The following is an 18,581-nucleotide window of genomic DNA, read 5'->3' on the forward strand; positions in this document are numbered from 1 at the left end:
TCGCAATTCCCTTGAGGGTGCTCTGTGTTGGACAGTCACCGTGGGAGAGCGTCGACGGTGCGGACCAGGGGCGCCGGTGACGGCGCGCTGCGCCACTCCCACGGGCGTGCCTCCTGTCCGAAGCACTGAGGTGCGCCTGCCCCCGGCCCCCGCCCGCAAACCCGGCGAGGTTTTCCGCCGTGGCGCAGGGTGACTCGTACTGCTGGCTCTGTCCCCATACGTCCGGGAGGTCGTACATGAGCACCAAGGTCGCCGACCACGTCCTGCAGAGGCTGCGCGAGTGGGGGGTGGAGCAGGTCTTCGGCTATCCGGGCGACGGGATCAACGGGCTGCTCGCCGCATGGGGCCGGGCCGAGAACGAGCCACGTTTCGTGCAGTCGCGCCACGAGGAGATGTCCGCGTTCCAGGCGGTCGGTTACGCCAAGTTCAGCGGCCGTCTCGGGGTGTGCGCCGCGACGTCGGGGCCGGGCGCGATCCACCTGCTGAACGGCCTGTACGACGCCAAGCTGGACCACGTCCCGGTGCTGGCGATCGTCGGCCAGACGCACCGCACCGCGATGGGCGGCTCCTACCAGCAGGAGGTGGACCTGCACACGCTGTACAAGGACGTCGCCTCCGATTTCGTGGAGACGGTGACGGTGCCGGAGCAGCTGCCGAACGTGCTGGACCGGGCGATCCGCACCGCCTACGCCCGCCGCTGCCCGACCGCGGTCATCATCCCGGGCGACGTGCAGGAGCTGGACTACTCGCCGCCGACGCACGAGTTCAAGATGGTCCCCTCCAGCCTGGACCGCAGTTCGTGGACGGCGGTTCCGTCCGACGACGCGGTGCGGCGGGCCGCGGAGATCCTCAACTCCGGTGACAAGGTGGCGATCCTGGTCGGCCAGGGCGCGGCCGGGGCGCGGGCCGAGGTGGAGCGGATCGCCGAGCTGCTCGGCGCGGGCGTCGCCAAGGCGCTGCTCGGCAAGGACGTCCTCAGCGACGAACTGCCCTACGTCACCGGCTCGATCGGCCTGCTGGGCACCCGCCCGTCGTACGAGCTGATGCGGGACTGCGACACGCTGCTGACCATCGGGTCGTCGTTCCCCTACACCCAGTTCCTGCCGGAGTTCGGCAAGGCGCGGGGCGTGCAGATCGACATCGACCCGCACATGGTCGGGATGCGCTACCCGTACGAGGTGAACCTGGTCGGTGACGCGAAGGCCACCCTGGAGCGGCTGATCCCGCTGATCGAGGAGGGCCGCGGGCGTGAGTGGTACGACACGGTGTGCGACAACGTGACGCGCTGGCACGGGGTCATGGAGCGCCGGGCCGGGCTCGACGCCCATCCGATCAACCCGGAGTACGTGGCCCGCGCCCTGGACCCGCTGCTGCCGGACAACGCGATCGTCACGTCCGACTCGGGTTCGACGGCCAACTGGTACGCGCGGCACCTGACGATGCGGCCGGGCATGCGCGGCTCGCTGTCGGGCACGCTGGCGACGATGGGCTGCGGGGTGCCGTACGTGATCGGCGCGAAGTTCGCGCACCCGGACCGGCCGGCGATCGCGCTGGTCGGGGACGGGGCCATGCAGATGAACGGCATGGCGGAACTGATCACGGCGGCGAAGTACCGCCATCAGTGGGAGGACCCGCGGCTGGTGATCGCCGTGTGGAACAACCACGACCTGAACCAGGTGACGTGGGAGATGCGGGCCATGGAGGGCGCGCCGTCGTTCCTGCCCTCGCAGGAGCTTCCGGACGTGCAGTACGCCGCGTTCGCGCGTTCCCTGGGGCTGACCGGCATCCGGGTGGAGAAGCCGGAGGACGTCGAGCCGGCCTGGCGTGCGGCGCTGGAGGCGGACGGTCCCGCGGTGGTCGAGTTCCTGACCGATCCGGCTGTCCCACCGATCCCGCCGCACGCCACCTGGGACCAGATGGAGGCGGCCGCCGCGTCGATCCTGAAGGGCGACGCGGACCGGGGATCGATGGTCAAGCAGGGCTTCAAGGCGAAGATGCAGGAGTTCCTGCCGGGGCGTGAGAAGAAGTAGCGGCGGCGGGGGCGCCGGCCGGTTCGGGCCGGTCGGCGTCGTCCTGCGGCAGCAGCAGCTCCTCGTACCGGCCCAGCACCAGCACCACTCCGAGCATGAGCAGCGGGATGAGCACAGCGAGCATCGCCATGTCGTGTCCTTCCCCAGAGATGAGTGGGGGGTGTGATCCGGGTCTCCCGCAGTCCTTGGCGCAAACCAGGGCCTCCGGCGGTGATCCGGTGGGCCGAACCCGTGTCGGCCTCCGGTGTTCGGGTACGCGGTGCGGACCCCCGAAGGTCTGGAGGGAGACATGCAGCGAGGCAGCGACCGGCTGAGCGTCCACCGGGACGACGAGATGAAGCACGAACTGCAGGGTCTGCTCAGGTCCGGGCACCCCACGCGCAGTGAGGAGTGGCACGACCCGGAGCCGGCCGCCGAGGACGACCCCGAGGTCACGTACGGGCCGGTGACGCCGAGCCGTCGGCCGACGTCCCTGGAGTCGGTGCGGCTGGAGCTGGCCCGGATGCTGGGCCGCAGGGCGTTCCCCGCGAGCCCGCGTGAGCTGGCCCGTGAGCTGCGCGGCCGCCAGGCGCCCGACGCGCTCGTCGAGGCCCTGGAGCGGCTGCCGCGCCAGGAGCGCTACGGCAACGTCCAGGAGCTGGCCCAGGCCCTGGTCCGGGCCCGGGAGACCGGGCCGGAGGAGTACGCGTAGGAACCGCGTCGGGGGCACCGCGGGGCGTCGTCCGGCGCGCCGCGGTGCCCCCACCGGCGTGGCAGCCGAGGGAGGGCCCCGTGATGGCCGAGTTGGTGAAGGACGTGATGACTCCGGGTGTGGTCGCCGTACGCCCGGACGCCTCGCTCGTGGAGGCGGCGCAGCTGATGCGCACCCAGAACATCGGCGACGTGGTGGTGGCCGACGGACAGGACGTGATCGGTGTGCTCACCGACCGTGACATCACGGTGCGGGCCGTCGCCGACGGTGCCGACCCGATGTCGGTGAGCGTCCGGGCCGTGTGCACGCCGGACCCGGTGACGGTGACCCCGGACGACCCGGTGGCGGCCGCGGTCACGCTGATGCGCGAGCACGCGGTGCGCCGGCTGCCGGTGGTGGAGAACGGGCTGCCGGTCGGGATCGTGAGCCTCGGCGACGTGGCCGAGGCCGAGGACCCGGCGTCGGCGCTCGCCGACATCAGCCGTGCCGAGCCGGACACCCGGGGTGGTGCATGAGCACGGACCAGGCCAGGGAGATCAGCGCCACCGGCGTCACCGTCGACGTCGGTGACGCCACGACCCGGTACCTGATGTACGGGCTGCTGCCCAGCTGGTTCGTGCCCGGCGTGGCCGACTGGGTGATGCACCGGCGCACCCGGATCGAGGAGACGGCGGGGACGAAGGAGTCCCTCATCCTCCCCCACTGCCTTAAGGGCGTGGGAGGTGCCCCCAGCTGATGATGGCCGAGGTCGGCATCCCGATCGCGCTGACGCTGCGCTACGAGGTCAACCCGCTGCTGCTGAGCGTGCAGCTGGGCGGGGCCGCGGTGCACGAGGCGACGGCGCTGTGGGACGTCCGTACCGCCGTCGAGAGCGAGCGGGAGGTCAAGCCGATCGAGCAGCACATCCACAGCTTCCTGGAGTCGCTGCCGTTCGGAGCCCTGGCCGCCCTGATGTGTCTGCACGCCGATCAGGTGAAGTCCCTGCTGCGCGGCGGCCGGGGCGATCCCGACGCGTGGCGGCTGGTGCCCCGGCGGCGGCCGCTCTCGCCCGGCTACCTGGCGGGCATCGCCGCCGCGATCGGCACGTGCGTGCTGCTGCCGTACGGCGAGGAACTGCTGCGGTGCGTGCGCGCGGGCCGCAGGAACAGCAAGCGCAAGAAGAACGACAGGAACGCGAGGGGCGACGCGGCGCGCTGGAGCGCCGCCCGCTCCGGGGAAGGACGATGACCATCATGCGTATCGCATTTCTGGTGGCACCCGAGGGCGTCGAGCAGGTCGAGCTGACCGATCCGTGGCAGGCGGCCAAGGACGCCGGCCACGAGCCCGTGCTGGTGTCGACGAAGGAGGGGGAGATCCAGGCGTTCCACCACCTCGACAAGGCGGACACCTTCCCCGTGGACGAGGTCGTGGGCGAGTCCGCGCCCGGTTCGTTCGGCGCGCTGGTGCTGCCGGGCGGCGTGGCCAACCCGGACTTCCTGCGGATGGACGACAAGGCCGTCGCGTTCGTCCGGGACTTCTTCGAGCAGGGCCGCCCCGTCGCCGCGATCTGCCACGCGCCGTGGACGCTGGTCGAGGCGGACGTCGTACGGGGCCGGGTGCTGACGTCGTGGCCGAGCCTCAGGACGGACATCGGCAACGCGGGCGGCACCTGGGTCGACGAGCAGGTGAAGGTGTGCGACCACGGGGCCAACAAGCTGGTCACCAGCCGCAAGCCGGACGACCTGAAGGCGTTCTGCGAGACCTTCCTCGACGTCTTCGCCGAGGAGGCCGCCTGATGGCCTCTCCGGCCGACCGCAAGCAGGAGCAGCGCGAGGCGTTCCGGGCGGACGACCCGGCCGCCGGGCCGCTCACCACCGACCAGGGAGTCGCGGTCGACCACACCGACGACTCCCTGGCGGCGGGGGAACGCGGTCCGACGCTGATGGAGGACTTCCACTTCCGGGAGAAGCTCACCCGCTTCGACCACGAGCGGATCCCGGAACGGGTGGTGCACGCCCGGGGCGCGGGCGCGTACGGGTACTTCGAACCGTACGAGTCCTGCGCGGAGTTCACCCGCGCGGCCTTCCTCCAGGACCCGTCGGTGCGGACGCCCGTGTTCGTGCGGTTCTCGACCGTGCAGGGCCCCAAGGGCTCGGCGGACACCGTGCGGGACGTGCGCGGCTTCGCGACCAAGTTCTACACCTCGGAGGGGAACTACGACCTGGTCGGGAACAACTTCCCGGTCTTCTTCATCCAGGACGGCATCAAGTTCCCGGACTTCGTGCACGCGGTGAAACCCGAGCCGCACAACGACATCCCGACCGGCGCGTCCGCGCACGACACCCTGTGGGACTTCGTGTCGCTCCAGCCCGAGACGCTGCACGCGATCATGTGGCTGATGTCGGACCGGGCGATCCCGCGCAGCTACCGCATGATGCAGGGCTTCGGCGTGCACACCTTCCGGTTCGTGAACGCGGAGGGGCGCGGCACGTTCGTGAAGTTCCACTGGAAGCCGAAGCTGGGCGTGCACTCGCTGGTGTGGGACGAGGCGCAGGAGTGCCAGGGCCGCGACCCGGACTTCAACCGGCGTGACCTGTGGGACGCGATCGAGGCGGGCGAGTACCCCGAGTGGGAGCTGGGCGTGCAACTCGTGCCGGAGGAGGACGAGTTCGCGTTCGACTTCGACCTGCTCGACCCGACGAAGATCATCCCGGAGGAGCAGGTGCCGGTGCGGCCGATCGGCCGGATGGTGCTGAACCGCAACCCGGAGAACTTCTTCGCGGAGACCGAGCAGGTCGCCTTCCACACGGCGAACGTCGTCCCCGGCATCGACTTCACCAACGACCCGCTGCTCCAGGCCCGGAACTTCTCCTACCTGGACACGCAGCTGATCCGGCTCGGCGGGCCCAACTTCTCGCAACTGCCGGTGAACCGGCCGGTCGCGCCGGTGCGCAACAACCAGCGCGACGGCTACCACCAGAGCGCGATCCACTCCGGCACGAACTACTTCCCGAACTCGCTGGGCGGGGGCTGCCCGGCCCACGCGGGTGCCGGAGCGGGCACCTACACCCACCACGCCGAACGCGTCGACGGTCACAAGATCCGGCGGCGCAGTCCCAGCTTCCAGGACCACTACAGCCAGACCGCGATGTTCTGGAACAGCATGGCGGACTGGGAGAAGCAGCACATCGTGGAGGCGTTCCGGTTCGAGCTCGGCAAGGTCGGGGCGATGACCGTGCGGGCCCGTACGGTCGAGCACCTGGCCAAGGTCGACGGGGAACTGGCCGCGCAGGTGGCGCGGGGCGTCGGGGTGCCGGCGCCGGCCGGGGCCGAGACCCCGGGCAAGCTGGTCTCCCCCGCCCTCAGTCTCGAGTCGCTGCGCGGGGACGGTTCGATCCGGACCCGGCAGATCGCGGTGCTCGTCACCGACGGCGTGGACGCCGAGCAGATCACCTCCGTGCGGGAGCGGCTGGCCGCCGAGGGCGCGATCGTCGAGGCGCTGGCCCCGGCGGACGGCACGATCACCGGATCCGACGGCGAGACGTACGCGGTCGACCGGGCGCTGCCGACCGTGGCGTCCGTGCTGTACGACGCCGTCCTGCTGCCCGGCGGGCCGGTCGGCACCCCGCCCACGGCGGCCGACCCGGACGCGGTGCGGTTCGTGCGGGACGCCTTCCGGCACGGCAAGCCGGTGGGCGCGCTCGGCTCGGGCGTGGGGATCCTGTCGGCGCTGGAGCCCGAGGGGCTGCACCTGTCGACGGAGTTCCAGCGGGTGGTCACCGACCAGGGGGTCGTGACCGACACGTCTCCCGGGCCGGCGAGCACGGAGTTCCTGGACGCGTTCGTGGCCGCGATCGCGGCGCACCGCCACTGGGGGCGTCCGCCGGTACGGCGCTGAGCGGCGGGGCCGGGCCGGTCTTTCCGGTCCGGTCCGCGGTGCGCCGGGCTGTCCTGTGTCCCTCGCTCTCCGAGGGACGTTCGAGGCGGTTGTGAGGGGCTCAGGTGCCGGGGGTCGTGGGAGTCGCCGACTCCCCGCTCGCCCGCTCCCGGGCCCCTTCGCGTGTGCGGCCCGCGGCCACCGGGCGGCGCGGGTTGCGGCGCAGGTATTCGCCCTCGAGCTGCGCCATGCGCTCGTTGTGGGCCCGCAGCGCGTCGTTCGAGCCGTAGAGCAGCGTGTCGTGGCGCGTGCGGTGGATGGTCTCCAGCTCTTTCATGAGCTGCTGGTCGTCCAGCCGGTCAGGGTCCACTCCGGTCATGGTGTCGCCCCGCTCGTCGTGTTCGTTCATGTGGTCCGGGTACCCGCCCGGGGAGCAACGAGCACTACCCCCGAGCGGCATCCGGGAGGGAGCCATGGATCTCGCTTTTCTGCACCCACTGTACGAACACCAGGGGCCGTGGGCCTCTGTGTACGTCGACACCTCCCGGCATACGGAGGACACCCCCCACGAGCGGCACCTGACGGCCCAGGCGATGGCCAGGGAGCTGGCCGCGCAGGGCGCGGACGAGGCGACCTGCCGGGCCGTGCAGAACGCGATCGAGGATCTGCGGCACTCGTCCGAACCGCACGGCCGGGCCCTGTTCGCCCGGGACGGCCAGGTCGTCCTGGACCCGCCGCTGGTCCGTCCCCCGCAGGGCGGCGACTGGGCCGAGTGGGCGCCGCTGCCGCGGGTGACGCCGCTGCTGGAGCTGGCCGGTGAGAACCCGGTGTGCGTGGTGGCGTACGTCGACCGCAAGGGCGCGGACTTCGAGCTGCGCAGCGCACTGGGCCGGGAGGACGCCGGGAGCGTCACCGGGCGCCAGTGGCCGGTGCACCGGACGAGTTCGGTGGACTGGTCCGAGCGGCATTTCCAGCTGCGGGTGGAGAACACCTGGGAGCACAACGCCGCGGAGATCGCCGACGCGCTCGCCGTGTGCCAGGAGGAGACCCGGGCCGACCTGCTGATCCTCGTCGGTGACGACCGAGAGCGGCGGTCCGTGTACGAGCGGCTGCCCAAGCGGCTGCACGACCTGGTCGTCGAGGCGCCGCACGGCACGGGCAGCCGGCTCCTCGACGAGGACGTCGAGCGGGCCCGCGCCGAGCACGTGGCGCGGCAGGCCGAGGCGGAGCTGGAGCGTTTCCGGGCCGCCCGGAACCCGGACGACGAGGGCCGGGCCGGGGCCGTGGAGGGCGTTCCCGCGCTGGTCGAGGCGGCGCGGGAGCACCGCATCGACGAGCTGCTGATCAGGCTGGACGGGCCGGACGCGCACCGCGAGGTGTGGATCGGCGAGGACCCGGACCAGCTGGCGGTGCGGCGGACGGACCTGAAGGTCCTGGGCGAGCAGCACTCCTGGCCGGCCCGGGCGGACGACGCGCTGATCCGGTCGGCGGTGGCGACGGACGCGGGGGCACTGGCCGTTGCGGAGCAGGAGGTTCCGGTCGGCGGACTCGGGGCGTTGCTCCGCTGGAAGTGACCAAGCGCGCCGAATCGCCGTAGGGGGCGCGGCACGGGCGCGGGTGCGGGCGCGTCGTGGCCGGTCGCGCAGTTCCCCGCGCCCCCGGGTCGGCTTCTATCGCGCCCGTTCCACCCGGCGTTCGTCCCAGACCGGGTCCGGGGTCTCCCGGACCCGGCCGTCGCTGCCGAAGACCAGGTAGCGGTCGAAGGAGCGGGCGAACCAGCGGTCGTGGGTGACCGCCAGGACCGTGCCGTCGAAGGCCTCCAGGCCTTCCTGGAGGGCCTCTGCGGACTCCAGGTCCAGGTTGTCGGTCGGCTCGTCGAGGAGCAGGGCCGTCACGCCCTGGAGCTCCAGCAGGAGGATCTGGAAACGGGCCTGCTGGCCACCGGACAGGCGTTCGAACGCCTGCTCGGCCTGGTTCGTCAGCTCGTAGCGGCGCAGCCGGGACATGGCGGCGCCGCGGTCCTGGGAGTGCTCGGTCCAGAGGATGTCCAGGAGGGTGCGGCCCTCCAGTTCCGGATGGGCGTGCGTCTGGGCGAAGTGGCCGGGCACCACTCGCGCCCCGAGCTTCCACGCCCCCGTGTGCGCCACGTCGTCCCCGGCGAGCAGCCGCAGGAAGTGGGACTTGCCGGAGCCGTTGGAGCCGAGGACGGCGACGCGTTCGCCGTAGAAGACCTCCAGGTCGAAGGGTTTCATCAGGCCCGTGAGTTCGAGTCCCTGACAGGTGAGGGCCCGCACGCCGGTGCGGCCGCCCTTGAGCCGCATCCTGATGTCCTGCTCGCGGGGCGGCTCCGGGGGCGGTCCGGCCTCCTCGAACTTGCGCAGGCGGGTCTGGGCGGCCTGGTAGCGGGAGGACATCTCGTGGCTGACGGTGGCGGCCTGACGCAGGTTCAGCACCAGCTTCTTCAGCTGGGCGTGCTTCTCGTCCCAGCGCCTGCGCAACTCCTCGAAGCGGGCGAAGCGTTCGCGGCGGGCCTCGTGGTACGTGGCGAAGCCGCCGCCGTGCACCCAGGCGTCGGCGCCGGCGGGACCGGGCTCCAGGGAGATGATGCGCTGGGCGGCGCGCGCGAGGAGTTCGCGGTCGTGGGAGACGAACAGGACGGTCTTGCGGGTCTCGGCGAGCCGCTCCTCCAGCCAGCGCTTGCCGGGGACGTCGAGGTAGTTGTCCGGCTCGTCGAGCAGGAGGACCTCGTCGGTGCCGCGCAGGAGGGCCTCCAGGACGAGGCGTTTCTGCTCGCCGCCGGAGAGGGTGCGGACCTGGCGCCACTGCGCCTTCTCGTACGGGATGCCGAGCGCGGCCGTGGTGCACATGTCCCACAGCGTCTCGGCCTCGTAGCCACGGGCCTCGGCCCAGTCGGCCAGCGCCTGGGCGTACTTCAGCTGGGCGGCCTCGTCGTCGACGGTCATGACGGCGTGCTCGGCGGCGTCCACGGCACGGGCCGCGTCGCGGACGCGGGGGGTCGCGACGGACACGAGGAGGTCCCGTACGGTCGTCTCGTCCCGTACGGATCCGATGAACTGCCGCATCACGCCGAGGCCGCCGCCGACGGTGACGGTACCGCCGTGCGGCCTGACCTCACCGGCGAGCATGCGGAGCAGGGTGGTCTTCCCGGCGCCGTTGGGCCCCACGAGGGCGACCACGGCGCCCTCCCCCACCCGGAAGGACACATCACCCAGCAGTGCCCGTCCGTCGGGCAGGTGGTACTCCAGGTGTGCGGCTTCGAGGTGACCCATGCCCGCGATTGTCCGGGGCGTCTCACACCCCGGGCAAATGCATTTCGGGCGGGAACCGTCAGACCCGCTCCAACGCCCGGTGGGGCCCGGCGGGCGGCTCCGCCTCGATCCGGTCGCCGGGGCGCACCACGCCCCCTTCCCGGACCACGCTCATGATCCCGGCCTTGCGCACCACGTTCCCCGCCTCGTCCCGGCCGACGACCCGCTTCAGCAGTCCGTCCCGGAAGGCGTCGATCTGCAGGCAGGGGTTGCGCAGGCCGGTCACCTCCAGGACCGCGGAGTCCCCGATGCGCAGCAGCGTGCCGGTCGGCAGGCCGAGCAGGTCGATGCCGGCCGTGGTGATGTTCTCGCCGAGCTCGCCGGGCGCCACCTCGAACCCGTCCGCGGCGACCTCGGCGAAGAGCTCCTCGTGCATGAGGTGGACCTGGCGCAGGTTCGGCTGCGTGGGGTCCTGAGCGACGCGCGAGCGGTGCTTGACCGTCACGCCGGCGTGCACGTCCCCCTCCACCCCGAGGCCGGCGAGCAGGGTGATGCTCTCCCGGTTGGGCTTGGTGAACGAGTACTCCCCGTTGCTGCTGACCGCCGTCACGCGTGCGCTCATGTCGCCGTCTCCCCCTGTTCGGTCACCATGATCATTCGTTCGGTCACCATGATCGCCCCAGAGCTTGCCCCCGGGCGGCCGGTGTGTCCACCCCCCGCCGGGTACCCGCACCCCATGACGACCCCCGACCTGGACCTCACCACGGCGAAGCCCGGGCACCATCCCCTGCGCGACCGCGCCCTCGCCTGGGACCGCCGTCTCTTCGAGGCCGCCGGGGCCGGGCGCTGGCCGGGGGCCGACTCCGTCCTGCCGCGGCTGAGCCGCGGCGCGGACCACGGCGCGCTGTGGTGCGCGGCCGCCGCCGTCCTCGCGGCGAGCCGCACCCCCCGTGCCCGCCGCGCGGCGACCCGCGGGCTGGCCTCGCTGGGCCTGGCCTCCCTCGCCCTCCGCGCCCTCGGCGAGCGCTCGGTCCGTCACCCTGGCCCGGCGTTCGTCCCGGTCCCGCTGCTCCGGCGGGTGCGGCGGCGGCCGGTCACCACGTCGTTCCCCTCCGGGCACGCCGCGTCGGCCGCCGCCTTCGCCGCCGGCGTCGCCCTGGAGTCCCCGGCCTGGGGCGCGGCCGTCACCCCGGTGGCCGCCTCGGTCGCCGTCTCCCGCGTCTCCACCGGCGACCACTTCCCCAGCGACGTCCTGGCGGGCGCCGCCCTGGGCGTGGGCGCCGCGCTCGCCGTCCGGGGCCTGGTGCCGACGCGGGGCCAGGCCACCCCGCCGGCCCGTCCCCGCGCCGAGGTCCCGGCACTGCTGGAGGGCGAGGGGCTCGTCCTCGTCGCGAACACCGCCTCGGGATCCGCCGAACGGGCCCGCGCCCTGGGGGACGCCCTGCCGCGCGCCGAGGTCGTCGAATGCCGGCCGGAGGACGTCCCGGCCGAGTTGGACAAGGCGGCCTCCCGGGCCCGGGTCCTCGGAGTGTGCGGCGGCGACGGCACCGTGAACACCGCCGCCCGGGTCGCGCTGCGCTCCGGCCTGCCCCTGGCGGTGCTGCCCGGCGGCACCCTCAACCACTTCGCCTACGACCTGGGCGTGGAGGACGTGCGCGATCTCGCCCGGGCGCTGCGCCAGGGCGACGCCGTGCGCGTGGACGTCGGGCGGTACTCCTGCGGCGGCAAGCAGGGCGTCTTCCTCAACACGTGCAGCGTCGGCGTCTACCCGGAGCTGGTACGCGAGCGGGAGCGCTGGTCGCACCGGATCGGCGGCTGGCCGGCCGGGGTCCTCGCGGCGATGCGGGTGCTGCGGGCCGACCGGCACCCGCTGGAGGCGGAGTTCCAGGGGCGCACCCGGCCCCTGTGGCTGCTGTTCGCGGGGAACGGCACGTATCACCGCATGGGGCTCGCGTCCGGACGCCGGCTGGACCTCGCGGACGGGCAGCTCGACGTGCGGGTCGTGCACGGCGGACGGCGGCCGGCGGCGCGGCTGCTCGCCGCCGCCCTCGCGGGGCCCCTGACCCGCTCCCCCGCGCACGCGGCCGTCCAGGTGGGCCGGCTGCGCCTGGACCACGTGGCGCCCGGCACGCTCCTCGCCTACGACGGCGAAGTCACCGAGGTGGAGGGCCGCGTGGAGCTGGAGAAGCTGCCCGAGGCGCTGACCGTGTACCGCCCCATCGCCGGGTACTGACACACCGTCACTTGTTCCACATACTGATACCCGGGTCTCATTATTCGGCCGGGCTGCGTACGGTGATCCCATGCCGACCGGAACGGAAGGGGTGGGATCCGCCATGCCGGAACCACGGGAGACCGCCGTCTACACCCACGGGCACCACGAGTCCGTACTGCGCTCGCACACCTGGCGGACCGCCGCCAACTCGGCCGCGTACCTGCTGCCTTCGCTCAAGCCCCACATGAGGGTCCTGGACATCGGCTGCGGGCCGGGCACCATCACCGCCGACCTGGCGGAGCTCGTGCCGGACGGTCACGTCACCGGAGTCGACCGGGTGCCGGAGATCCTGGAGCAGGCCCGGGCCACGGCGGCCGGACGGGGCCTGGCCAACGTCGATTTCGCGGTCGCCGACGTGCACGCCCTGGACTACCCGGACGACACGTTCTGCGTCGTCCACGCCCACCAGGTGCTCCAGCACGTCGGGGACCCCGTGCGGGCGCTGAGCGAGATGCGGCGGGTCGTACGGCCCGGCGGCATCGTCGCCGTGCGGGACGCCGACTACGCGGCCATGACCTGGTACCCGGCGTCCGCGGGGCTCGACCACTGGCTGGACCTCTACCGCCGGGTCGCCCGCGCCAACGGCGGCGAGCCGGACGCCGGGCGCCGCCTGAAGGCGTGGGCGCTGCGGGCCGGCCTCACCGACGTCACGGCGACCTCCGGCACCTGGACCTTCGCCTCGCCCGAGGAGCGGGCGTGGTGGAGCGGGCTGTGGGCCGACCGCACGCTGGCGTCGGCGTACGCGGACCGGGCTCTGCAGGGCGGGCACGCCACCGCGCGGGAGCTGCGGGACGCCGCGGAGGCCTGGCGGGAATGGGGCGCGCGGGAGAACGGCTGGTTCAGCGTCCTGCACGGAGAAATTCTCTGCCGAAAGGAAGCCTGAAACCCGGTTTCCGGGACACTCTGAAAGCAGGAGGTTCGAATTATGGTTCCCATCCTGCTGGTGCTGCTTCTGGCTTTGGTTCTGTTCGGCGCCGGATTTGCAGTAAAGGTACTCTGGTGGATCGCGCTGGCGGTTCTCGTCCTGTGGCTGCTCGGATTCTTCGTCCGTGGTACGTCGGCAGCCGGTGGCCGGGGCCGTTGGTACAGGTGGTGAGGCAGCCGCCTCGCCGGTGGTGAAACAGCCACTTCACCGGTGGCGAAATAAGCCCCCCCTGCTTCCCCGGGACTGAATCAGTCCCGGGGAAGCAGCGGTCCGAGCGGCCCGAGGTCCAGGTTGAGGTCCTCGGGCCGCAGTCCGTAGCGGTCGCGCAGCTCCGCCATCCGCTCCTCCAGCAGCATCAGGGTGAGCCCGATCCGCTCCTCCTGGTCCTCGCTGAGGTCCCCCACGTCGAACCGGCGCAGCGCCTGGCGCTCCATGAGCTGGCGCAGCAGCTCCACCACGGTCAGCACGAGTTTGACCAGGTCGCGCTCGACGGTGTCGGGCTCCAGGTCCAGCCGGTTGCGCTGCGGGCGGGGCTCGGGCCGGTGGTTCTCGGGGGACGTCACAGCAACTCCTCGAACGGGGAGGGCACCTGGGCGTTCACCGAGCTGATGAGCGCGTTGAGGTCGATGCGGACGAGGTCGACGTCGGCGATGCGCAGCGTGATGTCCCCCGTGATCACGACACCGCCGGCGAGCAGCCGGTCGAGCAGGTCCACGAGGGCGACCTCACGGCGTTCCACTACGGTCACGGCTTCTCCCCGTCGGTCATGCGTCCTCCCCGGCGAACGAATAGGCGGCCCAGGGGCCGGTGAGTTCGACCCGCATTCCGGGCACCTCACCCTTTGTGCGGTCCACCATTTCCACGAATTCCTCGGAATGCGCGCGCGGCACGAGATAGGCGGCATTCAGTACGTTCCGCCCGGTCGCCTTGGACAGTGCGGGATTCTGCGGGGGATGCAGCCGGGAATCCTCCGCGAATGCGGAGAGCTCCTCGTGCAGCCGGGTCGAGAAATGCTCGGCCTTCTGCCACATCTCCTCGTGCGACCTGGTCTGCATGCGCCGCTGCCGCAGGTAGTCCCGGCCCGAGGTGGCCTTCTGCGCGGGCCGGGGACTCTCCTGCGGTTCGGACTCGGCGTACACCTTGACGCCCCACTCGACACGGCCCTCCAGCCGGTCGAGGGTGCGCCGGAAGTCCTCCTCGCGGGCCTCGATCATCATCCGTACGCCGCTGTCGTCCCGGAAGACGGTGCCGAGCCGCAGCGGCAGCGGTGTCGTGACGGTGGTGAGCGCGTCGATCACCCCCTGGTGGGCCCGGGCCGTCTCGGTGAGCCAGTCCAGGTCCTCCAGATGGGCGTGGAGCGGTTCCTCCGCGAAGTCCCGCTCCGGCACGTGGCTCACCACGGCGACGAGGCCGTGGTGGGTCAGCGCTCTGGGCGGATCACCCGCCACCCCCGTCAGCTGGGCCTGGAGCGGTGTGCCGAAGGGGCGGCAGACGGCGTAGACGTACCGCAGTCCGGTCACGGTGCCTCCTTCTTCTCCGCGCGGCCGGGCTCCAGTTCCTCGAGCCGGGCCAGCCTCTCGCGCAACTCGGCGTTCTCACGGGTCAGTTCGTCGCGGCGGGCCCGCGAGGAGAGGGCCGGGTCGGTCTCCCACCAGTCGATGCCCATCTCCTTCGCCTTGTCCACCGAGGCGACGATCAGCCGCAGCTTGATGGTGAGCAGTTCGATGTCGAGCAGGTTGATGCGGATGTCGCCCGCGATGACGATGCCCTTGTCGAGCACCCGTTCCAGGATGTCGGCGAGGTTGGCGCCGCTCCCCTGGCCGTAGGGTTCGGGCATCCTGTGGGGCGTCGTCATCGCCGGCTCCCGCCCTCGGCGTACTCGGATTCGTACTCGTCGTCCTCGTACTCGCCCTCCGGCTCCTCGTCACCCTCCTCCTCGGGCTCCTCCTCGCCCTCGGCCTCCTCGTCGTAGTCGGCCTCGGCCTCGTCCTCGTACTCGCCCTCAGGTTCCTCCTCGCCTTCCTCGTCCTCGGCTTCCTCGTCCTCGTCCTCGTACTCGCCCTCCGGCTCCTCGTCCTCGGGGCGCTCCTCGGACTCTTCCTCGGACTCCTCCTCGGCGACGGCGTCGTCGTGGCTGCGGACGACCTCGCCGTCGCGGATCTCACCGCGCCAGCCGTCCTCCGCCTCGCCCTTGAGGGTGATGAAGCGGGCGAAGTTCTTCAGGTCCAGCCGGGCCCGGCGGCCCTGGGCGCGCCAGATGTTGCCGGTCTTCTCGAAGAAACCGGAGGGGTAGTACTCGATGACCAGCAGGACGCGGGTGAGGTTGTCGGCGAGCCGGTGGAAGGAGACGACGCCCTTCGTGGAGCCCTTGGCGCCCTCGGAGGTCCAGACGATGCGGTCGTCGGGGACCTGCTCGGTCGTCGTCGCCTTCCAGCTGCGGTTGGACCACCAGATCTTCGCCTGCCAGTCGGACGTGGTGTCGTCGGCGCGGTTCGCGCTCTTGACGCCCTTCGCGAAGGTGCTGAAGTCCTGGTACTGGGTCCACTGGTCGTACGCCGTGCGCAGCGGCACGCCGACGTCGATGTGCTCGATGATGACGGTGGGCTTGTTGCCCGAGCGGCCCTTGCGCTTGCCCTTGCCGCCGGCCAGGTTCTTGAAGGCGCCTGTGACCTTGTCCTTGATGCTCGACCCGCCGGTCTCCAGGGCGGCGCGCAGCGGGCCCTTGCCCTCGGCGAGCTTGCGCCCGCCGTCGAGGGCGAGCTTGGCGAACCCGGGGCTGTTGCCCTCGGCGATGTCGTTCAGTCTGTTGGTGGTCTCGCCGAGCTTGCGGCCCACGCCGGTCAGCATGCGGGTGGCCTGTGCGGCGACGTACTCCTGCAACTCGGCCTTCAGCCGGTCGGCGGCCTCGCTGTGGGCCACGTCGGCGAGCGGGTTCTTCGTCGCTCCCTTTGCGGCGGAGGTCGCCGATCCGAGGGTGTCGGTCATCCCTCACCGCCTCCCTTCGGCAGCCGGGAGCGGGCGCTGCCGCCCCTGTTCCCGGTGGCCGCCTTCTTCGCGGCCGTGGTCTTCTTCGCCGCCGCCTTCCTGCCCGCCGCCTTCTTCGCGGGGGCCTTCTTCGCGGCGGTCTTCTTGGCGGGGGCCTTCCGCGCCGGCTTCTTGGCGGGCGCCTTCTTGGCCGGGGCCTTGCGCGCCGCCGGCTCCGGCTCCTCGTCGTCCCGCCGACCGGAGTCCTCGGGCTCGTCGGCCTCCGGCTCCTCGTCCTCGGCGTCCTGGGCGTCGGTGTCGCGCCCGGTGCCGGGCACCGCGCCCGTCAGCTGGTCGCGCACCTGGGCCGTACGGCCGTGCAGCCGGTCGGCGAACGCGTCGAGCTGCCGCTCGACCATCGCGCCGGAGGCCGCCTTGCCGACGCCGCGCAGGTCCTCGCGCAGCTGGTCCCCGATCTCCTTGAACTGCGGGTTGTTCCGCAGCTGCTGCTGGAGCAGGTCGGCGACCATGCGCGGGCTCAGGTTCAGCTTCTTCCCGGCGACCAGGCCGCCGACGGCCATCGCCATCTTCAGTTTCTTCGTGCGCCCCAGGAGGTATCCCGCCCCCATCGCGAGGCCCAGTCCCATTCGGTTCATGGTGTCGTCCCGTTGCCCGTTCCCGCGCTCCCGCGCGAAGCGATCTCCAGCCGGTCGAGGAGTTCGTCCTCGAGGCGGTCGAACTCCTCCTCCGTGATCTCTCCGGCCTCCAACTGCTCCTCAAGACGGGACAGTTCGGCCCGGACCGTGGCGGGGTCGTAGTAGATCCGCTCGGCCTCCTGGAGCACCTGTCTGATGGCCCAGGCGCTGCCGCGCACCGGTGCGAACGGCAGCAGCAGCACCTCCGAGATCAGGCCCACGTCGTCACCCCGCTCCGGTGTCCGTCCCGCTCGCCGCGGTGCCCGCGGGCTCGGCCGGGCCGGGCTCGACGAAGCTGTACGGGGGCAGCGGGCCGTTGACCCGTACCTCCAGGTGCGGCAGGTCCTTGCGGGCCTGCTCCACCGCGGCCAGGAAGTTCTCGGCCGACTCCCGGTCCACCAGGAACGACACGTTGGCCAGCCAGCCGGTGGACTCGGGGCCCACGCTCACCGCCTCGGCCACGGGCTCGAGGACGCTTCGGAGCGCGGCGGCGTCGTCGGCCTCCCTGGCCTTGACGGCGGCCGCGACCATCTCGCCGAGCCGGATCTTGTCGTCGTAACTCCCGCCGCCCGCCTGCCGGTTGGACTCCGCGAGGCCGCGGATCTCCGGGCTCTCGGCCATCACCTGGTGCAGGACGGCCTCTTCGACGTGGTTGGCCTTGACGTTGTACTCGACCCGGCCGTCCAGGGCCCGCAGGCGCTCCTTGTAGTGCTCGGCGCGCTCGGCGAGCACCCCGGTGATCGACTTGTCGTCCGGGGCGACGCTGCCGAACCGCATGGGCAGCACACAGCCGGCCGCGCCCGCCTCGCTGAGCACGTTCTGGTGGGCGAGCAGGTCCTTGCGCTTGGGCCGCAGCCCCTCGGGCGCCTCGCTGACGACGGCCGCCAGGTCGCCCTCCCGCAGGATGCGCACCGGGCGGGGCGGGTCGCCGACGCCGCCCATGCCCTCGGGGAGCCCGGGGTGCGAGCCCGCCGCGATGCCGTAGACGTAGGTGCTCACTCCTGCTCCTCCTTCCGGCGGGCCGACGTGCTCTTGCGGGCGCGCGGACGCGACTCGGTCTCACGCTCGGAGCCTTCGCTCCGCGCCTGCTTGAAGGCGTCGGAGATGGTCTCGGCGGCGCCGGACAGCGCCCCCTTGGACTTGCCGCGGGCGCCGGACTCGGTGATCTCCCCGACCAGGTCGGGCAGGCCCGGGTCCTTGCGCGGCCCGGCCTCCAGGTCGAGCCGGTTGCACGCCTCGGCGAAGCGCAGATAGGTGTCGACGCTGGCGACGACGACGCGGACGTCGATCTTGAGGATCTCGATGCCGACCAGGGACACTCGAACGAACGCGTCGATCACGAGCCCCCTGTCCAGAACAAGTTCAAGCACGTCGTAGAGACCGCTGCTGCCGCCTCCGCCGCCGGTCTGCTGTGCCGGTACGACAGTCATGCCGGCTGTTCCTCCTCGTGTGTGGGTGTGATTCCGGTCGGGCGGCCTAGCGGCCGCCGGGCCTGCGCGCGTCGGCCCGCCCGCGCTCGTAGCGCCGGACGCGCCGGTAGCCGGTGAGCTGCCCCTGGGGGTCGAGCTCCACCTCATAGCTCGCCATCAGGCTCATGGTGTCGGGCACGCGCTCGAGTTCGAGGACCTCGACCTCCAGCGACCAGCCCTGATCCGTCTGCTCGAAGGACGACACGGATTCGGCGTCCATGCCGGTGAGCTCCGCGAGTTGCCCGCGCGCCTGGCGCAGTACCTCCATCGGGCTCGGCCGGCGCTCGGCCGAACGGTCGTCGTTCGACGTGTCCGAATTCCGTGAGTCCTGGGACTTCTGTGAACTCTGTGACTCTTGCGTGTTTTTTGTGTTCGACATGGCCACCTCCCCCTCCGTGTGGCCGCAA

The 18,581-nt window shown here is 72.0% G+C and carries 23 protein-coding genes and 1 pseudogene; 10 read left to right on the top strand and 14 right to left on the bottom strand.

Going from position 1 to position 18,581, the window contains the following annotated elements; translation table 11 throughout:
- Window positions 1–236 precede the first annotated feature (236 nt).
- Complete coding sequence (locus ABZ948_RS25685) at window positions 237–2,030, top strand: thiamine pyrophosphate-requiring protein (RefSeq protein ID WP_359763258.1); 1,794 nt, start codon at window positions 237–239, stop codon at window positions 2,028–2,030.
- On the opposite strand, the gene ABZ948_RS25690 is transcribed toward ABZ948_RS25685, so the two are convergent.
- Entirely contained in the window at window positions 1,984–2,160 is a 177-nt protein-coding gene (locus tag ABZ948_RS25690; protein ID WP_359763260.1) for a hypothetical protein, read from the bottom strand. The genes ABZ948_RS25685 and ABZ948_RS25690 overlap by 47 nt on opposite strands.
- 159 nt (window positions 2,161–2,319) lie before the next feature.
- On the opposite strand from ABZ948_RS25690, the gene ABZ948_RS25695 reads away from it, so the two are divergent.
- The 5 genes and pseudogenes from ABZ948_RS25695 to ABZ948_RS25715 all read left to right on the top strand — a co-directional run bounded on the left by ABZ948_RS25695 (window position 2,320) and on the right by ABZ948_RS25715 (window position 6,598).
- Window positions 2,320–2,721, top strand: a complete 402-nt coding sequence (locus ABZ948_RS25695) for a DUF2795 domain-containing protein (RefSeq protein WP_359763262.1) — start codon at window positions 2,320–2,322, stop codon at window positions 2,719–2,721.
- A gap of 83 nt (window positions 2,722–2,804) precedes the next feature.
- Window positions 2,805–3,236 carry a CBS domain-containing protein gene (locus ABZ948_RS25700; protein WP_359763264.1) on the top strand — a complete coding sequence of 144 codons (432 nt, stop codon included), beginning with the start codon at window positions 2,805–2,807 and terminating at the stop codon, window positions 3,234–3,236.
- Window positions 3,233–3,948: pseudogene (locus tag ABZ948_RS25705) on the top strand (diguanylate cyclase). The gene ABZ948_RS25700 and the pseudogene ABZ948_RS25705 overlap by 4 nt, the downstream one beginning before the upstream one ends.
- 5 nt (window positions 3,949–3,953) lie before the next feature.
- A complete protein-coding gene (locus ABZ948_RS25710; protein ID WP_359763266.1) occupies window positions 3,954–4,496 on the top strand; it encodes a type 1 glutamine amidotransferase domain-containing protein in 543 nt (180 codons plus the stop codon).
- Window positions 4,496–6,598 (top strand): catalase, encoded by a 2,103-nt coding sequence (locus tag ABZ948_RS25715; RefSeq protein ID WP_359763268.1) that lies wholly within the window; start codon window positions 4,496–4,498, stop codon window positions 6,596–6,598. Before ABZ948_RS25710 ends, ABZ948_RS25715 begins: the two co-directional genes overlap by 1 nt.
- 100 nt (window positions 6,599–6,698) lie before the next feature.
- Here ABZ948_RS25715 and ABZ948_RS25720 read toward each other — a convergent pair whose 3' ends face one another.
- Entirely contained in the window at window positions 6,699–6,986 is a 288-nt protein-coding gene (locus ABZ948_RS25720; protein WP_359763270.1) for a DUF6158 family protein, read from the bottom strand.
- A 64-nt stretch (window positions 6,987–7,050) separates the two neighbouring features.
- On the opposite strand from ABZ948_RS25720, the gene ABZ948_RS25725 reads away from it, so the two are divergent.
- On the top strand, window positions 7,051–8,151 hold the full coding sequence (locus ABZ948_RS25725; protein ID WP_359763272.1) for a baeRF2 domain-containing protein: 1,101 nt from the start codon (window positions 7,051–7,053) through the stop codon (window positions 8,149–8,151).
- A gap of 96 nt (window positions 8,152–8,247) precedes the next feature.
- On the opposite strand, the gene ABZ948_RS25730 is transcribed toward ABZ948_RS25725, so the two are convergent.
- Window positions 8,248–9,867, bottom strand: a complete 1,620-nt coding sequence (locus tag ABZ948_RS25730; protein WP_359763274.1) for an ATP-binding cassette domain-containing protein — start codon at window positions 9,865–9,867, stop codon at window positions 8,248–8,250.
- A 58-nt stretch (window positions 9,868–9,925) separates the two neighbouring features.
- Entirely contained in the window at window positions 9,926–10,468 is a 543-nt protein-coding gene (locus ABZ948_RS25735; protein ID WP_359763276.1) for an MOSC domain-containing protein, read from the bottom strand.
- A 114-nt stretch (window positions 10,469–10,582) separates the two neighbouring features.
- Between ABZ948_RS25735 and ABZ948_RS25740 the strand changes: the two genes are divergently transcribed.
- The 3 genes from ABZ948_RS25740 to ABZ948_RS25750 all read left to right on the top strand — a co-directional run bounded on the left by ABZ948_RS25740 (window position 10,583) and on the right by ABZ948_RS25750 (window position 13,217).
- Entirely contained in the window at window positions 10,583–12,079 is a 1,497-nt protein-coding gene (locus ABZ948_RS25740; protein ID WP_359763278.1) for a diacylglycerol kinase family protein, read from the top strand.
- Between the two features lie 103 nt (window positions 12,080–12,182).
- Window positions 12,183–13,004: a class I SAM-dependent methyltransferase gene (locus ABZ948_RS25745; protein WP_359763352.1), complete on the top strand. Its 822-nt coding sequence runs from the start codon at window positions 12,183–12,185 to the stop codon at window positions 13,002–13,004.
- 42 nt (window positions 13,005–13,046) lie between these two features.
- Complete coding sequence (locus tag ABZ948_RS25750) at window positions 13,047–13,217, top strand: hypothetical protein (protein WP_020270859.1); 171 nt, start codon at window positions 13,047–13,049, stop codon at window positions 13,215–13,217.
- A gap of 77 nt (window positions 13,218–13,294) precedes the next feature.
- Here the strand turns inward: ABZ948_RS25750 and ABZ948_RS25755 are convergent, their stop codons facing one another.
- The 10 genes from ABZ948_RS25755 to ABZ948_RS25800 are packed head-to-tail and all read right to left on the bottom strand — an operon-like array spanning window position 13,295 to window position 18,553.
- On the bottom strand, window positions 13,295–13,609 hold the full coding sequence (locus ABZ948_RS25755) for a gas vesicle protein K (protein ID WP_359763281.1): 315 nt from the start codon (window positions 13,607–13,609) through the stop codon (window positions 13,295–13,297).
- The gene (locus ABZ948_RS25760; protein WP_003994122.1) at window positions 13,606–13,794 is read right to left on the bottom strand and encodes a gas vesicle protein; all 189 of its coding nucleotides are present in this window, start codon (window positions 13,792–13,794) and stop codon (window positions 13,606–13,608) included. Before ABZ948_RS25760 ends, ABZ948_RS25755 begins: the two co-directional genes overlap by 4 nt.
- A gap of 16 nt (window positions 13,795–13,810) precedes the next feature.
- Window positions 13,811–14,566: a GvpL/GvpF family gas vesicle protein gene (locus ABZ948_RS25765; protein ID WP_359763283.1), complete on the bottom strand. Its 756-nt coding sequence runs from the start codon at window positions 14,564–14,566 to the stop codon at window positions 13,811–13,813.
- Complete coding sequence (locus ABZ948_RS25770) at window positions 14,563–14,901, bottom strand: gas vesicle protein (protein ID WP_359763285.1); 339 nt, start codon at window positions 14,899–14,901, stop codon at window positions 14,563–14,565. Before ABZ948_RS25770 ends, ABZ948_RS25765 begins: the two co-directional genes overlap by 4 nt.
- Window positions 14,898–16,031, bottom strand: coding sequence for an SRPBCC family protein (locus ABZ948_RS25775; RefSeq protein WP_359763287.1), 1,134 nt, complete (start codon window positions 16,029–16,031; stop codon window positions 14,898–14,900). The genes ABZ948_RS25770 and ABZ948_RS25775 overlap by 4 nt, the downstream gene beginning before the upstream one ends.
- Window positions 16,028–16,666, bottom strand: coding sequence for a DNA primase (locus ABZ948_RS25780; protein ID WP_359763289.1), 639 nt, complete (start codon window positions 16,664–16,666; stop codon window positions 16,028–16,030). Before ABZ948_RS25780 ends, ABZ948_RS25775 begins: the two co-directional genes overlap by 4 nt.
- On the bottom strand, window positions 16,663–16,926 hold the full coding sequence (locus ABZ948_RS25785; RefSeq protein WP_114256336.1) for a gas vesicle protein GvpG: 264 nt from the start codon (window positions 16,924–16,926) through the stop codon (window positions 16,663–16,665). The genes ABZ948_RS25780 and ABZ948_RS25785 overlap by 4 nt, the downstream gene beginning before the upstream one ends.
- A 4-nt stretch (window positions 16,927–16,930) precedes the next feature.
- The gene (locus ABZ948_RS25790; protein WP_359763291.1) at window positions 16,931–17,704 is read right to left on the bottom strand and encodes a GvpL/GvpF family gas vesicle protein; all 774 of its coding nucleotides are present in this window, start codon (window positions 17,702–17,704) and stop codon (window positions 16,931–16,933) included.
- Complete coding sequence (locus tag ABZ948_RS25795) at window positions 17,701–18,135, bottom strand: gas vesicle structural protein GvpA (RefSeq protein WP_031118216.1); 435 nt, start codon at window positions 18,133–18,135, stop codon at window positions 17,701–17,703. The genes ABZ948_RS25790 and ABZ948_RS25795 overlap by 4 nt, the downstream gene beginning before the upstream one ends.
- 46 nt (window positions 18,136–18,181) lie before the next feature.
- Window positions 18,182–18,553, bottom strand: a complete 372-nt coding sequence (locus ABZ948_RS25800; RefSeq protein ID WP_359763354.1) for a gas vesicle protein GvpO — start codon at window positions 18,551–18,553, stop codon at window positions 18,182–18,184.
- Window positions 18,554–18,581 lie beyond the last annotated feature (28 nt).

The organism is Streptomyces olindensis, assembly GCF_040645895.1.
Classification (GTDB): Bacteria; Actinomycetota; Actinomycetes; order Streptomycetales; family Streptomycetaceae; genus Streptomyces; species Streptomyces olindensis.

Excerpts from the sequence above, each read along its gene's own strand:
- ABZ948_RS25685 (WP_359763258.1), top strand. The coding sequence starts at position 237 with ATGAGCACCAAGGTCGCCGACCACGTCCTGCAGAGGCTGCGCGAGTGG.
- ABZ948_RS25690 (WP_359763260.1), bottom strand. The coding sequence starts at position 2,160 with ATGGCGATGCTCGCTGTGCTCATCCCGCTGCTCATGCTCGGAGTGGTG.
- ABZ948_RS25695 (WP_359763262.1), top strand. The coding sequence starts at position 2,320 with ATGCAGCGAGGCAGCGACCGGCTGAGCGTCCACCGGGACGACGAGATG.
- ABZ948_RS25700 (WP_359763264.1), top strand. The coding sequence starts at position 2,805 with ATGGCCGAGTTGGTGAAGGACGTGATGACTCCGGGTGTGGTCGCCGTA.
- ABZ948_RS25710 (WP_359763266.1), top strand. The coding sequence starts at position 3,954 with ATGCGTATCGCATTTCTGGTGGCACCCGAGGGCGTCGAGCAGGTCGAG.
- ABZ948_RS25715 (WP_359763268.1), top strand. The coding sequence starts at position 4,496 with ATGGCCTCTCCGGCCGACCGCAAGCAGGAGCAGCGCGAGGCGTTCCGG.
- ABZ948_RS25720 (WP_359763270.1), bottom strand. The coding sequence starts at position 6,986 with ATGAACGAACACGACGAGCGGGGCGACACCATGACCGGAGTGGACCCT.
- ABZ948_RS25725 (WP_359763272.1), top strand. The coding sequence starts at position 7,051 with ATGGATCTCGCTTTTCTGCACCCACTGTACGAACACCAGGGGCCGTGG.
- ABZ948_RS25730 (WP_359763274.1), bottom strand. The coding sequence starts at position 9,867 with ATGGGTCACCTCGAAGCCGCACACCTGGAGTACCACCTGCCCGACGGA.
- ABZ948_RS25735 (WP_359763276.1), bottom strand. The coding sequence starts at position 10,468 with ATGAGCGCACGCGTGACGGCGGTCAGCAGCAACGGGGAGTACTCGTTC.
- ABZ948_RS25740 (WP_359763278.1), top strand. The coding sequence starts at position 10,583 with ATGACGACCCCCGACCTGGACCTCACCACGGCGAAGCCCGGGCACCAT.
- ABZ948_RS25745 (WP_359763352.1), top strand. The coding sequence starts at position 12,183 with ATGCCGGAACCACGGGAGACCGCCGTCTACACCCACGGGCACCACGAG.
- ABZ948_RS25750 (WP_020270859.1), top strand. The coding sequence starts at position 13,047 with ATGGTTCCCATCCTGCTGGTGCTGCTTCTGGCTTTGGTTCTGTTCGGC.
- ABZ948_RS25770 (WP_359763285.1), bottom strand. The coding sequence starts at position 14,901 with ATGACGACGCCCCACAGGATGCCCGAACCCTACGGCCAGGGGAGCGGC.
- ABZ948_RS25775 (WP_359763287.1), bottom strand. The coding sequence starts at position 16,031 with ATGACCGACACCCTCGGATCGGCGACCTCCGCCGCAAAGGGAGCGACG.
- ABZ948_RS25780 (WP_359763289.1), bottom strand. The coding sequence starts at position 16,666 with ATGAACCGAATGGGACTGGGCCTCGCGATGGGGGCGGGATACCTCCTG.
- ABZ948_RS25795 (WP_031118216.1), bottom strand. The coding sequence starts at position 18,135 with ATGACTGTCGTACCGGCACAGCAGACCGGCGGCGGAGGCGGCAGCAGC.
- ABZ948_RS25800 (WP_359763354.1), bottom strand. The coding sequence starts at position 18,553 with ATGTCGAACACAAAAAACACGCAAGAGTCACAGAGTTCACAGAAGTCC.